Source organism: Gemmatimonadaceae bacterium (assembly GCA_019752115.1).
Classification (GTDB): Bacteria; Gemmatimonadota; Gemmatimonadetes; order Gemmatimonadales; family Gemmatimonadaceae; genus Gemmatimonas.
The window spans coordinates 1-14,913 of sequence record JAIEMN010000035.1; the positions used below are offsets into that span (position 1 = coordinate 1).

A 14,913-nucleotide genomic window follows, 5' to 3' on the forward strand; every position below is an offset into this window, starting at 1 on the left:
CGCGGAGCTGTGATCTTCACCGGGTGGGGACTTTGACACGATCACTGGGTGGGGAGAATCAGGCGATCATTGACAGGTGATACCAAAACATGCCCTCGGCGTGATCGACGGGGACCTGAAATTGATACGCGTATGCTGAGGAGACTGGGATGTGTACAAAGACATCGTCGCCGGGCGCCAATGGCGTGACGACCATACCGTGGTAGTGCACGTTGGTCACCTGATTGGCGTTGGTGTTGTTCGTCAGCACCAGCTCAATAGAGTCGCCGCGGTTCGCGCGAAGTGTCGGTGGCGCGTAGAGACCGTTGTAGAGGTTGGTCACAAATGCCGCCCCGGCAATGCGCAGCGGCGTGGGTGTGATCGTCAAGGCGGCGCGAAGAATGCCATTCACGCTCCGAATCGTCGGCGGATCGGTAAGCGTGTCGGCCTGTGCGACGAGCGGCTTCATGGGGGTGCCAGCCAGACAGGCGAAGGCCAAGGCCGCACACGTCCGCGGAGCAAAGCGCATTGCAATCTCCCGAATAGGATGCGCTATGTTACGCTCCCCCGAGCAATGCAACAGATGAAACTGTGATCGCAGGGGCTTCGGGGGCCGATTAGAGAAAGCCCAGGCCGACCACACGCAGATCCGCGTGCTGTGCGAATGCGTTGCGTTGCGGTTGCTGATCCGACCCTCGAACGCTGATCCAGGCTGCCTCGGAGTGCCAGCCGAGGGTGGTCTCGCCCGCAGACCTGGTCCAGCCCGACCGACTTGATGCGGAGCCGGAGACGTTGGCGGTGGCTACCACGCTGGCGTTGGGGTGGGCCGACGGCACGCGGCCGCAGTGCCTGCGGATCCGATTGTGGCGTACTCGGGGACCTGTACAGCGTTGATCAGCTGCCGGCGCTCAGTGATAGCGACCGAGCACTGCTGGGCGCCAGGCAGGCGCGCTTTGCGGCGCCGCCACTCGCAGATACGGTGGCCCGCGCTGCAGTCGAAATGCACGACGCGAGGGGCCCCTGCGTCGCGTGCTGACGCGCTGAAAACCGCCGAGTTACGCCCTCAATTCGAGATGCGAGCGCTTACCCCGCGCGATGAATGGAGCGACGATAGTACTGAATGTTCGGCTCCACAATCAGCTCCGGATGTGCCTTTTGCATCCGATGCATCGCCGTCTCGGACATCCTCACGAGCGCGGTCGAGGAGTCGACCTCGTTCAATACCTGCACGCCGGCGACGTCTTGCACGATGTTCGCGATAGAGCGCACCCCCTCAGCCGCGGGCTGGCCTGATCTGCCAAAGCCTTGGACCTTCTCACGCATGACGGGCCGGCTGACCACGTATTCGATGATCTGGTTTTTCATCTCACCATGTCAAGTGGATCGCCAAATATCGCCGCGAACGGCCGCCAGCGCCAACTGTGCGCACGACTCATGCCACCCCCAAGGGTGGGCAATCCCGCGCGTGAGCAGACGTGCCGCCTCCTCGTCTACACTCGACGATCACCGCCGTTCGGCGTTTCGGCGAGGGCAGACGTCCAACTCCACCTCTCCAATGTACACCTAACCCGTTAATTTGCAACATGTTACAAAAATTGCACGCCGAGTCCGAATCCCCTCTACAATAATCGGGTGACGTGAAGCACTCCGCTGCCCTCACGGTCGGCGCCGAATCCGAGCGGCTGAGCGGCCGTCCGGAGGATGACCTCCAGCTGGTCCACTCGCTGGGACGTGCGATCCGCGTGAAGCAGCGCGGGGCGGTGGGCCAGCGCGAGGGCCGCCATGCCGGTCACTTGGGGACAGGCCATGCTCGTTCCATCCCATGCGGCATAGCCACCGCCCGGCACAGTCGAACAGATCGCCACACCCGGCGCGCAGAAGTCGACGAGCTGATCGCCGAAGTTCGAGAAGCGGGCCCAGAACTGCTGACCCGCGGCGTCCTCCAGGTCAGAGACGGCGTCGGCGTGCAAGGAATCCGGCGGAAAGGTGTCCTTCTGGCCGAAGGCACTTACCCCGAAGACATTCGGAAATGCTGCCGGGTAGCTCACGCGATCCGCCTCATTGCCGGTCGCCGCGATACACATCACCCCGTTGTCGTAGGCGTATTCGATCTTGTTCCTGATGGTTGACTGGGCCATCGGCGACCCGATGCTCATGCTGATGATGTCGCACTTGTCGTCCACTGCCTGCTGCAACGCGGTCGAGAGTGCGTAGGTCGTGGAGAACGACTCGCCGGACTTAAAGATGCGATACGCACGCAATTCAACTCTCGGTGCGTAGCCTTTGACGCCGCGTCCGGTGATGTTCGCCGCGATGACCCCGGCGCAGTGCGTTCCATGGCCGTCCTCGTCGCGGAACCAGTCTGACTCTGGCTCGCCAAACACGCAGTTGCGTCCCGTGACTCCAGGCAGGTCTGGGTGATCACGCACAATCCCGGTATCGATGACGCCGACGCGAACCGTACGACCGCCTTGCGCCACCTCGTCAAACATACCCGCGTGGCGGTGTCCCCAGTCGTAACGCTCGACGTTCTCCGCCGGCAGCGGGCGCAGCGCGATGAGAATCGTTGAAGACGTCGAGTGACCTACGGCGACACGCTGACTCCAGTAGCCGTGTAGCGGCACGACGGACACACTTGAGACTTGAGGTCCGCCCGTCGGTACCAGGAACTGCACCTCTCCCTGATCATTCGTCTTCCCGCGAAATCCTCGGGGGCGGCGGCCGCCGAGGGCCAGATAGACGGTGGCGTACACGACAGGCGCTCCGGAAGACGCATCCTGCACCCTGACGGTGACCACGGTGCTCGACTGCGATTTCGCCACGTATACCTCATCAAACTCGGCAAGCGTGGGGTGTCGCAAGACCCGGTAGTGGAGATTGGGTTCAAGGGTGAGACTCGGAAACTGCACGCGGAACCGGCGAACCCCTTCTTCGTCGAGCTGCACCAGCTTGTCCGCCTGCTCGTGTAGCGATCCGAGAATGGTCACGTTACTCGATGGGTCGTTCAGCGAGGCGAGGTCGGCGCGAAAACGGCCAGCTGCCGCAACGAAGCCGGTAGGAATGCTCACGACATACTGTCGTGGCTCGGCGGACACGTTCGGCCCCGCAACGTGTGTACGCGCAGAGAAGGGCGCCTTCATAAAAACTCCGGAAATGAAGAAGACTCGGCGCGCGGCGCATCCGACAGCCGCGAACACCGCGGAGGCGCCCACTCGCCACGCCGGCCTATCGCCCTGTGCGACGGCCTCGGCGAGGACGTGCGCATGGTAACGAGGCCACATCGACCATCGCGCAACGTGGATCACCGCGAGACTCAACTCAAACACTGATTCACTTACTCGCGTGTCAAGCAATCTGACGCGGCATCCACACGCTCACGTTACATTATCGGCCCCTCCTCGCCCGGTGCGCATTCGCTGCCAAGCTCCGTCGAGCGCCGCGCACGGCAGCGCGAGGACTCCATGATGGGCCTTACGGTTCATTCGGAGGTTCACCCGCACGCTGCCGCTGCTCGACGAGTCAGATGTCGAGCGTGTCGAAACGCGCCCAACACTGACTCCGTCGGCTCCGCCGTGCGTCTCGCCGCCTCGCGCAACCGGTGCTCGTCCTGGCGGCCAAGGTGATAACGCGCGCCGTGCTCAAGTCGCGCCGTCGAGGCAATCCCGCACGACGCACGCGATGTCAATACCAGACTTTGAGATCGAATCCATCGGGGCAGCCGCCCTGCGCGTTGGGAGATTGCACCTCTGGTGCACCGCCGGTCTCGGATTCGCGAACGCACATTAACGTGCGCTTCGGCGCAGGAATGTCAGGGCCGACGACGATGCCGGCCGCGTCACTGCAGCCAGCGAGATTGACGGTCGCGATGCCGACGATAAAAAGCTTGGCGAGTCGCGTTGGAAGGGCGGACCTGGTCGAATGCATAGGCTGCTCCGTGGCTGAGGGGTGGCCAAACGGTTGCAGCGAACTGTCACGTTGCACACTTTGCCAACGGAACCGATCTTACGTATGCGGCCCCTGCCACCGGTGGGGCCGAATATGAAAAGGTTGGCGCAGTCGCCTCGGGTGTACCGGTAGGCAGCGTCGAATCACTCGCAGAAGTTATTCGGGGCGTGCGCTGTGCATCCGCCCGCCGCGCGTCGTCAATGGTCCCTTTCCTCGCGGTTACCTCGATGCCTATTGATCGCACGTTATTGCAGGGCGCGAGTATGCTCGCGCAATCCGCCCTTCGCGGAAGTCGCGAGCTTCCACCATTTCCGTCCGACTTGAGACGACTGCTCGGCGCTGCCCTGCGTGAGCTACCACCGCAGTGGTTCGAGGTTGGGCGGTATCAAAACAGCGGAATCTGGATCGAGTTGGCGGCACTGATCGAGGCCGCTGGACTTTTTGACGAGGCCTGGGATCTGCTCAGCGCGATGGCCGACGTCATTTCGTCCCACCCGACTGCTCGAGGCGAGCGATCTTCGCCCTCTGATGACCTCGAAGCGGCAACTTTGCGGTCGTTTCTCTGGGCGCGGCGCGGACGCGTCTCCAGAATGGCCGGTCGGCTCGATAACGCCGAAGCATGCTACGGCGAAGCCCTGGCAGGGCCGGAGCTGCACGCACGCCCCGCGTTTTGGTCCGATGTCTATCCGTGGGCTTGGATCGGCCGCGCGGTCCTCGCCGTCGAGCGTGGTAACTATCCGGCGGCGAGGACCTTTGCGCTCAAGGCGTTGGACACTCGGGTGCCATCCGGACATCAGGCGCAAGCGCATGTGATGCTCGCGCTGTTCGACCGCAAACGGCAACGGCATGACCGCGCGCTCCATCACTTGTGGAGCGCGCACGATCTCTCCGACAACCATCCGGTCCACCAAGCGGAGATCCTCGTCGCGCTCGGTGAGGTGGCCTTGCAATTAGGTGACACCTGCGCCGCGATTCGTGCGTGGCGCGCGGTCCTCTCGCTGAATCGTACCCCCCGCATGGTGGCGCCAGCGGTCGTCGGCTTGATGGATGCCATGGCCTCTCAGTATCAGGGTGGCGACCCATGCGGCGAATGCTCCTCGCTCATCGCGCGCAGTACCTGGTTTGTGCAGCCGTCCGAAAGCCGTGGCGACGTGCCACGTCGGATGGCGTCGCTCGTGGGCAGGCTGTGCAATCACGAGTCCTTGCCCGCGCTGATCGCCGGTGAGCTCGCGCGGCACGACACGGTCGAGCTCCAGTTGGCACGAGCGCGCCTCCTTTTTACCATTGGGGAGACGTCGGCGGCGATTGGGCTTGCCTCGAGCCTGCGCGCCGATGCGGTGCAGCTTGGCTTTCATGAGCGCGTCTTTCAGATCGACGCGCTCCTGGCGAACTCCGGCATCGACCAGTCGGCGCCAACGGCGATTGGGCAAAAGCGCCGCGCCTTGACTTCGCAGGTGCAGGCGGATCTGGCACGGTGCTTCGTCCTGGACGCGGAGGCTCAGGGGGAGCGGGGCGCGCTCGTATGAAGGCGCTCTCCGAATCCTCCGTGAGCGCGCGGAGCTATCCGCCGCCGGGCGATTCACCCGCACGCGCGCCGTCGGCAGCGATCTCTCGTCGACGAGGGCAGCAGGTGCCCGAGGCGCTGGCCGTCGTGAGTGCTCCCGTGGAGTGGCACGCCAATCTGCAGGCCAGCCTCGGGACGCTGACGAAGGTGCACTATGCCAAATCGGTGGCGGACTGTGCGGCGTTGATCAGTCGAACGAATTCAATAGCCGTGCTCATCACGATTCCCGCACGAGCCAACGATCCAGCATTGGATGACTACCGCCGCTTGCGGACCCTATTTCAGCAGACACCGTTCATCGCGTTCTATGTGTCCGGCTGCTCAGATCTGCGGGCGTTAGCCGCGCTCGCCGCCGCCGATGTCCGGCACGTCCTGCAGAGTGATCGGTTGCATTCTGCTGAGCATGTGTACTCGGCGCTCGCCGCGAGCGAATCGTGGAGTCTGGCGCTGCGGGTGTGGCGACAGGCCGGCATCACCGTGGGCGATGAACTCTCGACCTTGATGCTGACCGCCCTGCGCCTGGGGCACGAGCCGCTGGCGGTGCCGCGACTCGCGCTTGCCGCGCAAATGCACGAGCGTACGCTTCGCAAATACTGTGATCGGCATCGATTGCCGACGCCGCAGTGGCTTATTGGATGGGCACGATGCTTGATCGCGGCGTACTATCTCGAAGAGCGTGGGCGGTCCATTCAAAGCATCGCCGATATCATGCATTTTAATTCCGCGGTGCTCCTTGCGAATCACGTGAAGCGCTACAGCGGCCTGACGGCGTCAGAGTTGCGTCGTCGTGGGCCGCTGACGACCTGCGCACGTCAATTTGAAGAGTTTGTGCGCACCCCAACGAAGTGGACGGCCAAACGGACAGGCGACTAACGCCGGGCAGCATCGCGTACAGTAGGAACGACGTGAGCCTCGCACTCGGCGTTGGTGCCCTTGTGACCCGGCATCAACGGCTGGGATCCTCGTGCTGTCGAACCCTGGCGGTCCACGGTGCGCCACACGACACGCAGCAATGGACGCGCCCTGGATCTGGGCGGATTCGCAAACGCCTGCCGCGACCGCCGCGTTGATGAATCACCATTCGCCGTCCCGGTTGCAGCGCCTCAGGGCCCCGCGACCGTGCCGGAGTGTTCGTGACGGAGAGCGACTCGCCCGGCTCGCTGACGCTCGCCGCGCCGTCCCGCACGCGAGAGGGCACGTCCGAACCCGTGCTCGACCACGCAAATTGCTCCAAGTAGGAATGGAAGACCGGATCGGAGCAGTCGAGCGCCGCCCACCGACTTAGCGGGTCGAGTAAGGTCAGTGGGTAACAGCGCGCAGAATGCGTAACGCCACCTGGGCTGCGTATCGTTGGGTGGGCGCGTCCAACGGTGAATGCGCGATGCGCCCGATGGGGCCTACGCTTGCAGCGCATGAAAGTCTGGATGCGGCGGAGCCTCTTCAGCGACTCCGACCGTCCGCCAGCGCTAGTGCGAGCGATGACCAGATCGTCTCTGCGGTAGTTCGCGAATGTTGAGGCGAGTGTAAGAGCAGCGGACGATCACGGTGCGTTGCTCACGCCTCATGGTCCCGGGGGGATGCGGCCGCGCGAATTCCGTGCGGACCGACCCATCTTTGCGACCGCCGCTAGTCAGGCTCTCTCCCCAGCGATGAGTACCGCTCGGAGCGAGCGCCGAGGACGGCCGCTCGGTTAGGCGTTTTCCCATGACTCACCGTTGCGTACGAATGACTAGACGCGCCGCTGAACGGGACGAACCCAGGCCACTCAGAACCGATGGCGCCATGAGCACTCATCGTCCATGCGTCTCCTCGCCCTTTACTCCAGATCGCGTTCCGCGAGCATGAGGGCCGCCCATTGCCTCAGCACACCGAACTCTGACTCTCGTCGAACAGACCGGAGGGCGGACCGCTGAGCGTCGGGTGCCGACGCGAGAATGGCGAGGGCAACGCTGCGGCGACGTCGGAGCCAGTAGGCGCGACGTCGCGCGCTGGATGATACGTGTATCGAGCGTGCGAAAGTGCAATCGAGCTGAATTGCCATCAGTCGCCCGAAGTCCATCGGTTCAAGCGGCCCGTAGAGATACCGCGACACCAGCGGCGCACGCTTTGCGCCGACCGGCAGCGTCATTCGAGGTGCATCAGGGTGCGTACCGTCCATGACTGACGCTGCGTGGTGGGTGCCGTCGGTGTCAACCGTGGAATCGGCGTGCGCCTTTCGTATTCGGCACCCCAATGCAGTCAAAGTGAGCAGTCTCAGTGCTGCTTGCAGATCGCACACAAGTGCCTACCGGAATTGCACACTCAGGACGCCTCCTGATCGTCTGACGGTAACCGCTCGCCTGTGAGATCGTAGCCTTCGGTCCGGAGGGGAGGCGGCGGGTGTCCAGTCCGGACACCATGGTGATGCTCAAGCACTTCCAGCGGTGCGGGCAGCCGAAAGCCGCCAATGCTCGTGAGTTGAGGATCAGTCGCCACCTCGCCGCTCACCTGATCGAGATCGGGCAGTTGGACCGAGCCTGGTCGTGGGCGCGCCGCATTCCCGCGTGTAAGGCTCGCCGAAGCTCGACCCCTTCACGCGGTTAATTCAGGAGCGGCTGGCCGCGTTCCCGCACCGTCGGGGGTGCGCTTGCTCGCGCAGTTCGAGCAGTGGTGTACACGGGCGGCTACTCGCGGAGTAGCCACGGCAGGTGCGGCCGCAGCCCGTGCCCGTGGTTCGGTTTGTAACGCCGCCGGGGCGGCAGGCCCAGTTCGACTTTGTGGAACTCCGCATGCCGTGGGGCAAGCTCTATGCTGTGCTGACGGTACTCGGCTGCGCGCGCTTCCTCCTAGTCAGCTGCGTGCCACGGCCGACGGCGCTCACCCTGATTTGGGAGCTTGAGCGGGTTTTCGCCGCGTTCGGCGACGTGCCGCAGGAGTTGCCGCTCGGCCGCACCCAATCGGTGGTCGGCGTCGGCTATTCGTCACCGCAGGGTGAGAATTCGGCTGGGTCGTTGAGCCGGTACGGGCGTCAGCGCGACGACGCGATTGTCATGCCTTCGATAATCGGCCCGGAGACGGAACCGTGTACTGTTGTTGCTCAGGGGATCTATCGCATTCTCGATCCGGGCGGTACGACTAATACAGGCCAGAGCGCGTCTGATTCGGCGTTATGGTTCGGACTCGACGACGGCACGAACCCGCTGGAGTGGAACTGACGGTAGTCCGTGGAGAAAGTCACGATGAATCAATGCCGTATTGTTCGTTGGACGACCCTCATCATTCTCGCGTTCAGCACGGCCTGTGGCGGGGAGGCGACCACGCGACAGGAGACACTGCCGCCTGTGTCGGCGCTGAGCATCGAGTCCGCGCCAGACGCCATGGTCGTGGGTGCCATCGCGCAACTCGCGGTGCGTGTCGCTGGGGCCAACGGGCAAACACTTAGCGGTCGTTCGGTTGTCTGGTCGTCGGCCGGTGGAGTCGTCGCTGTTTCGGCCGGCGGGCTCGTGACGGCTGTGCAACCGGGCATCGGGACCGTATCGGTGAGCTGCGAGGGACAGACGGCGAGTGCCACCATTCGGGTGACGCCCAAACCGATTGCCCAGCTCACCGTCACTCCCTCCGAGCAGCAGCTGATGGTTGGCACGAGCTTTACGCCGACGGCGGTGGCCTTGGACGATAGCGGGAAGGTGCTGTCCGGTCGCACGTTCGTCTGGTCAACCGAAAACGCGGCGACGGCGACGGTTTCGGCCGGAGGCACCGTGAGCGCCGTGGCCCCGGGCACGACGCGAGTTACGGCGGGCGCGGAGGGACGAACCGCCAGCGTCGTAGTACGGGTGATTCCCATTCCCGTCGCGGCGCTCACCATTCCGACGCCCGCACTCACACTGATCACGGGACAGACGGTGACGCTCACTGCGATCCCTCGGGATTCACTCGGACGAGCGCTCACCGGACGCCTCGTCACCTGGAGCAGTTGCGTGCCGAGCGTGGCCTCAATCTCCACAGGTGGTGTCGTCACGGGCGTCTCGCCGGGGGCCGCGAGCATCACGGCGACGAGCGAAGGTGTCTCGGCGTCTATTCCCGTCACGGTTCAGTTGCCGCCGGTGGCGTCCATGACCATTACCCCCACGAGTTTGCGCATGCCCGTTGGGACGAATGCGTCGTTCACGGCAACGCTCCGCGATGCGGGTGGGATTGTGCTCACGGACCGCCCCATCGCGTGGACCGTTGATAACCCGGTGATCGCAACGATCTCCACGTCGGGTGTAGTAACCGCGCTGGTGAGTGGCTCAACCGCGGTGCGCGCGAGCGTTGAGGGCCGAAGCGTCACCGCGAACCTGACGGTGCTTATCCCGGAGGTGACCGTCCAAGTATCGCCGGCCACCGCGAGTCTCGCGCCGGGACAAAGTCTTCAACTCCTGGCGAGCGTACACGATGCCATTACCGGAATCACGCTTACACGGCCGGTCACCTGGCGCGCGTCTTCCCCAAGCGTCGCGAGCGTAAACGCGACCGGACTTGTCACCGCTCTCGCCTACGGTACGACTGTCGTCGAAGCGACGAGTGATGCGCGGACGAGCGCGTCCACCATTCGTGTCGAACCCCAGAGCGCCTCAATCGGACTGGTCACCGGCAATGGCCAAACTGCCCCCGTCAGAACCAGCGTGCCGGTATCCCCCACGGTCGTGGTCAAGGACGGCGCTGGAAGGGCGGTACCAGGCGTGACGGTCACGTTCGACGTCATCGAGAACACCGGGCTCGTGATCGGCAGTACCGACGTGACGGACGCCAACGGCGAAGCGAGCGCGGCCTCGTGGATTCTCGGCGCTACCGCTGGCAGCAACAAACTTCGCGCATCGGTCGGGCTCTCGACCGTTACGGGCAGCCCGGTCGTCTTTACCGCGACGGGTACGCCAACGACATCGACGGGCACCACGACGTGTTGCAAACGCTGCACCACGGGGAAGCCGTGCGGTGATTCCTGTATCGCGCTGTCATCGACCTGTAGGACGCTCGGCGGTTGCGCGTGCTATGGATCCAATACGTGGAGTGAGGCCATTCTCGGTGTGCGCTTGGCGTCAGTCGAAGCGCCCTGGCGTAGGGAAACGGAACCAACGGTTCCGATCAGCTTTTTCCCGTTCCACGCAATCTGGTCATTCGGCTGCTTCGACGACTTCCTGCAGACGGTCGATCTGTCCTCGCGAGCGTAACGCGTTCGAAGTCCGTCACCATCAATCGGTGCTCAATCCTGCAGTACACGACCCGCGACCTCCTATGCACCTGATCGCTGCTGCCGGCGGGGCTGAATGATGAGCCTGATTCGTTCGCTGCGCTCCGCTAGCACGATGTTATGAATCCCTGCGGCAGAACTTGGTGTCAGGCGCCCACCGGGATAGTCTCTTTCCACATCTGAATTGGAGGATCGCTCAATGGCAAAGAAGGCGGCGAAGAAGGTGGGCAAGAAGACGGCGAGGAAGGCCGCGAAGAAGGCCGCGAAGAAGGCCGCGAAGAAGGCCGCGAAGAAGGCCTCCAAGCAGAGTACAAAAACGGCTTCTATTGTTATCGCAAAGAAGGAAGGGCCCGTAAGCGGCAATAAGGGCACGAATAGCACCGGTCCGAGGTCACACGTCTTATGAAGCTCAGCGAGGCTCGAGAGGCGTACTACGACCACTCTGGGAAGGCTAGCGATCAGGCTCGCGCGTTGGCCCTTGCTGGCATCGCGGTGGTGTGGATATTCAGGATCGGTGATGGTGCGGCTGCGAAGCTCGATGCGGACTTTCTTGGACCGCTGTTGTGTCTAGTGATCGGTCTAGCGCTGGACTTCGCACAGTATGTTCTTGCAGCGCTTATTTGGGGCTCGTTTCATCGGTTGAAAGAACGGCAGAGCGAGGACTTGACCGTTGACATCGAGGTAACCGCACCACCCGCGATCAACTATCCGAGCGTGGTTTGCTTTTGGTCCAAACTGGTGGCTGTTTCGATTGGCTCTGTCTGGCTCATTCGACTCATCGCTGGCAGATGGCTGTAATGACGATGCGTCTTGACCGCTAACCGAGTGCTCGCCTCGCGGACGCCTAACCTCGCGTCGATGCCGGACGGCCGCTCTTTGGTCCGCACTGTAACGGCGGCGCTAGCGCGCTGACGTTGACGGAGTTCTGTCTTCCGCAGCTGTTGCTCAACACTGGCGTCAGGCCGTCGCCTTTGGACGCTTGCGGTGAGAAATTTCGGCGTGCTTCACCATCCTGTGCCTCCAAATTTAGGATCGGAGCGATGATGCTGATTGCATTGACTTTCGAATCGGTACTGCTTGGCTCTCCGCAGTCCAGAGCGTCGCGCGATACCATACGCACTGACAGTCTGTTGCGCGAGCTTCCGCAACTGTTGGATTTTCGCAGATCCACCGCGAACGCCGACACTGCGGACTAGCTGAACTGGTCATCAAATCCTCCAGCAGGGCTGTATCTCTCGCGAGTGCTCGAAGAGATCGGTGCATCCAAGGTCTGGCCGCTCGAGGGATCGCTAAAGTGTAACCAGCAGGTATCAGTGCGCTCACTTTGGACCGACACGGTCGCTGCGCGAGCCGCGCTGGTGTCCGCGCTCGCTACCGACTCACAGTTCACAATTCCGTTGTTGCAGCTTGCTGCGCTGATGCTTGCCGCAGAGGGTGCTGTTGTTATCGGTGCGCCCACTCGACGGAGTCAGCCGCCTCAATCCAGAACGGCCTTTGCGATGGCCGCTCGGTACTTCCAGATCTACGTCGACGAGAAGGGGGCGTGCAGGTCAATATGTGCGCCAAACGCAGTGATCTTCGACTGCGCGTGCGTGCCAGGAATGACCTGATCGAAGCATGGATGTTTGCCGGGCAAGAGGGAACGTGGCCGCCATCGGCAAAGTGGCGCTGCGCGTAATCCGTCGACCAGAAGCGCTCGGTACCTCGGATGCGGCTATGGAACGCAGACAACGGGCGGTTTCGACCGCTCTTGCCGAAAGTTCGGTGTTGCGATCAACGATTCGAGAGTACGCCCGACGCTCATGATCCTGGGCTCCGACTCGTCTTGTTGATTGAGCCTCAGTCCGTGCTTTTGGTATAGCAAATCGTCAGCGGACCAAACGGATCGCGGCTGCAAGTACCGTATCGCATCTGCCGATTCCTTCCGCATGCACTCTCGCCGCTGGTTTTCGTTTCGGACAGCGCGCTCACCGGGGAGTGTGTATAAACGTTAGCTTGAGTGCGAGATGGCCGCCGGAGGGCATTTTTCGGTCATCGAGTGGAGTATGCGACAGACGCGTCTACGTAGGCCGGCGCTCTCGGGGGGCGCCCCCTTTTGAGTCGGCTGGCCGTCACGCAATCCACGTCACCGGCCACGTGGCGCTCAGCGTGCGTGCGGCTGGGCAGCCCCGCGCGGTGCAGATCGCGTGATGTACTCGCGGAGCGGCACCCATGCGAACGGCTCTACGTGATGGTCTGGGCCGCCGCGTGCTCTCGTCGCGGGGCAAGCGCCAAGCAAATCGCATGGGTGACTCTTCCAGGAAGCATGGTGGTTGTGCGCAAAACGCGGAGCCCCTGACGCCGACCTTGGGGTTCGCTACACTCCGCACGCAACTCAATGCATCATACTTTCACCAGCGCGTGCGTCCCCGCCCCGCCGCTCACGCAGCTTCGAAGGCGGCGACGTCGGTCGCTTGACGCACCTACCGAATTCCTAGTCCTTGCAATGCTGCCGTCAATCCAGCCGACGTGACGAAGCCACCGATAACGATGCTTGGATCAGCACGAGGTCCGTACCATCGCATCGCCGCCATGACCTGCATGGGAAAGGCTCCCGCACGCGCTCCCAAGAAGAGCGGAACCACACTGACGCCCCCATACAAGTCGGCCCCTGCGTTGTTGAAGGCCGTGGCAACCACGACGCGCACGCGCGGCACAGCAAAACCCGGGAAGATGAGCGGCACGTCGGCGCCGATGGTGGGCAAGAATCGCTTAGTCAGCTGGGGATTTGGCGTGAACCCATCCCGATTGGCAGGCCGTTTTCCCTGAACGTCCCACGCCATGCCGACGAAGAGCTGCGCTGGCGAGTTCGCATCCGCGCTTGCCGTCGCGCGTGCCAGCGGAGGGGTGCCGACTGAGTATTTATCCGCGAGGTACAGGCGTGCCTCGACGTACTGCTTACCGGGATAGTCGCTGAGGCGCCACCGCCAAGACGCACGGCACTCGCGAACCTCGCCGGACGGATTCGCGTTTTCGGCGAACATCAGAAGGACGGCGTCCGGTTGATCCGTACCGCGCGTGCTCCCCAATGGTTGAAAGCGCACGGCGTACTCGTCACATCGTTTGTCGGCGGCCGGTTCGAACGTATAGACGAGGGGATCTCGAAGCGGCTGGTTAACATACCATGTCCCCTCCCGGCGCTGGAGGGCGTGACAGTCGCGATTTCCCGCCGCACACGAGCCCTGAACGCGCGCTTCTGTCAGAGTCATTGATGTCTGCGCGTGCAGTTGCTGTTGCACTCCAAGCAGAGTCGCTACGAACGCAAAACGGGGGAAGCGCATTCAATTCTCCGGTCGCTCTAGTTCCGCTGAGGCCTTCTCCCCGGCGGGCCTGCTGACTACGATCTCGGGTTTGGCACGGATCGGTGCCTGTACGCCAGTCCTGCGTTGTCGTTGTCTTTCAATCGCGAAGCGGCGGCACGACGGTGTCTTCACGCACTGCTCGTTAGGCGACACCTTCGAACCTGCGCGGCGCCCACAGATGCGCAAGAGCAGATCATCTCCTCTGCTTCCTTAATCGGCCTTGCATTGGCGCGCGTCACACGCGCAACGACGCGTGCCCGGGAGATTCGGGGAGACCGCGGCGGATACCTGAGCGCGCGCGCGAGACGAAACTCGGATCTGTGCGAGCTACCTTGGAGGAGTGGGTAATGGGATCGGAAGGCCTGATGCGTCCGGTCTCGTCGCTTCAATCGCTGAGACGTCAGCTCCCATCGTACGTAGTCACGACGAGAAGGTGGAGCGCACGTGAGGCAGCACACTGGAAATGCTCACGACGGAACCCGGTGATTCCCGTTGGTGACGAGTTCGTGAAAGTGGATAGCACACCAATTGCCCCGGACGCCCATTCGTGGCCACCTGTCAACCACACGCGGCGGATTTGCGAGGGGAGGGCCGCACACCTCGGCCTGAGCAGGCTTGTGGGGACGGACTGGCTTGGCGCTTTGTCGGGTACCACCGGCACCTACATGCGCGTCCAGCCGGCGGATCGAACGCGCACGGGCGTTGGCCCGAATGGTCGGGCAGCTTGCCACCGTAACAATGGAGCCAGCGTTCCGGTGCAGGAACGGACGCTTCAGACACCGCGAGCTGACACCCGGCACGTAGCCGGGCAGCGCACACGCGTTCCACGCTCGATGCAGTCGTGCGGGCATGGGTGAGCAAGGACATTCTTCTTG

11 protein-coding genes are annotated in these 14,913 nt (G+C 63.1%); 6 read left to right on the forward strand and 5 right to left on the reverse strand.

All coding sequences use genetic code 11. The features are described 5' to 3' along the window. Window positions 1-58: 58 nt before the first annotated feature. The 4 genes from K2R93_16555 to K2R93_16570 all read right to left on the reverse strand — a co-directional run bounded on the left by K2R93_16555 (window position 59) and on the right by K2R93_16570 (window position 3,903). A complete protein-coding gene (locus K2R93_16555) occupies window positions 59-448 on the reverse strand; it encodes a multicopper oxidase domain-containing protein (protein ID MBY0491449.1) in 390 nt (129 codons plus the stop codon). 614 nt (window positions 449-1,062) lie between these two features. Next, the gene (locus K2R93_16560; GenBank protein ID MBY0491450.1) at window positions 1,063-1,344 is read right to left on the reverse strand and encodes a hypothetical protein; all 282 of its coding nucleotides are present in this window, start codon (window positions 1,342-1,344) and stop codon (window positions 1,063-1,065) included. A gap of 254 nt (window positions 1,345-1,598) precedes the next feature. Continuing rightward, window positions 1,599-3,119 carry a S8 family serine peptidase gene (locus K2R93_16565; GenBank protein ID MBY0491451.1) on the reverse strand — a complete coding sequence of 507 codons (1,521 nt, stop codon included), beginning with the start codon at window positions 3,117-3,119 and terminating at the stop codon, window positions 1,599-1,601. A gap of 541 nt (window positions 3,120-3,660) precedes the next feature. Next, on the reverse strand, window positions 3,661-3,903 hold the full coding sequence (locus K2R93_16570; GenBank protein ID MBY0491452.1) for a hypothetical protein: 243 nt from the start codon (window positions 3,901-3,903) through the stop codon (window positions 3,661-3,663). 248 nt (window positions 3,904-4,151) lie between these two features. Between K2R93_16570 and K2R93_16575 the strand changes: the two genes are divergently transcribed. The 6 genes from K2R93_16575 to K2R93_16600 all read left to right on the forward strand — a co-directional run bounded on the left by K2R93_16575 (window position 4,152) and on the right by K2R93_16600 (window position 11,495). Next, the gene (locus tag K2R93_16575) at window positions 4,152-5,450 is read left to right on the forward strand and encodes a tetratricopeptide repeat protein (GenBank protein ID MBY0491453.1); all 1,299 of its coding nucleotides are present in this window, start codon (window positions 4,152-4,154) and stop codon (window positions 5,448-5,450) included. Next, entirely contained in the window at window positions 5,447-6,361 is a 915-nt protein-coding gene (locus K2R93_16580) for a helix-turn-helix domain-containing protein (protein MBY0491454.1), read from the forward strand. The genes K2R93_16575 and K2R93_16580 overlap by 4 nt, the downstream gene beginning before the upstream one ends. Window positions 6,362-8,175: 1,814 nt before the next feature. After that, a complete protein-coding gene (locus K2R93_16585; GenBank protein ID MBY0491455.1) occupies window positions 8,176-8,682 on the forward strand; it encodes a hypothetical protein in 507 nt (168 codons plus the stop codon). 24 nt (window positions 8,683-8,706) lie between these two features. After that, on the forward strand, window positions 8,707-10,677 hold the full coding sequence (locus tag K2R93_16590) for an Ig-like domain-containing protein (protein ID MBY0491456.1): 1,971 nt from the start codon (window positions 8,707-8,709) through the stop codon (window positions 10,675-10,677). Window positions 10,678-10,896: 219 nt separating this feature from the next. Next, window positions 10,897-11,103: a hypothetical protein gene (locus tag K2R93_16595; GenBank protein MBY0491457.1), complete on the forward strand. Its 207-nt coding sequence runs from the start codon at window positions 10,897-10,899 to the stop codon at window positions 11,101-11,103. After that, window positions 11,100-11,495, forward strand: coding sequence for a hypothetical protein (locus tag K2R93_16600; protein MBY0491458.1), 396 nt, complete (start codon window positions 11,100-11,102; stop codon window positions 11,493-11,495). The genes K2R93_16595 and K2R93_16600 overlap by 4 nt, the downstream gene beginning before the upstream one ends. A gap of 1,664 nt (window positions 11,496-13,159) precedes the next feature. On the opposite strand, the gene K2R93_16605 is transcribed toward K2R93_16600, so the two are convergent. Continuing rightward, window positions 13,160-14,017, reverse strand: a complete 858-nt coding sequence (locus K2R93_16605; GenBank protein ID MBY0491459.1) for a hypothetical protein — start codon at window positions 14,015-14,017, stop codon at window positions 13,160-13,162. Between the last annotated feature and the right edge of the window lie 896 nt (window positions 14,018-14,913).

Excerpts from the sequence above, each read along its gene's own strand:
- K2R93_16555 (MBY0491449.1), bottom strand. The coding sequence starts at position 448 with ATGAAGCCGCTCGTCGCACAGGCCGACACGCTTACCGATCCGCCGACG.
- K2R93_16565 (MBY0491451.1), bottom strand. The coding sequence starts at position 3,119 with ATGAAGGCGCCCTTCTCTGCGCGTACACACGTTGCGGGGCCGAACGTG.
- K2R93_16580 (MBY0491454.1), top strand. The coding sequence starts at position 5,447 with ATGAAGGCGCTCTCCGAATCCTCCGTGAGCGCGCGGAGCTATCCGCCG.
- K2R93_16575 (MBY0491453.1), top strand. The coding sequence starts at position 4,152 with ATGCCTATTGATCGCACGTTATTGCAGGGCGCGAGTATGCTCGCGCAA.
- K2R93_16570 (MBY0491452.1), bottom strand. The coding sequence starts at position 3,903 with ATGCATTCGACCAGGTCCGCCCTTCCAACGCGACTCGCCAAGCTTTTT.
- K2R93_16560 (MBY0491450.1), bottom strand. The coding sequence starts at position 1,344 with ATGAAAAACCAGATCATCGAATACGTGGTCAGCCGGCCCGTCATGCGT.
- K2R93_16605 (MBY0491459.1), bottom strand. The coding sequence starts at position 14,017 with ATGCGCTTCCCCCGTTTTGCGTTCGTAGCGACTCTGCTTGGAGTGCAA.
- K2R93_16600 (MBY0491458.1), top strand. The coding sequence starts at position 11,100 with ATGAAGCTCAGCGAGGCTCGAGAGGCGTACTACGACCACTCTGGGAAG.
- K2R93_16590 (MBY0491456.1), top strand. The coding sequence starts at position 8,707 with ATGAATCAATGCCGTATTGTTCGTTGGACGACCCTCATCATTCTCGCG.
- K2R93_16595 (MBY0491457.1), top strand. The coding sequence starts at position 10,897 with ATGGCAAAGAAGGCGGCGAAGAAGGTGGGCAAGAAGACGGCGAGGAAG.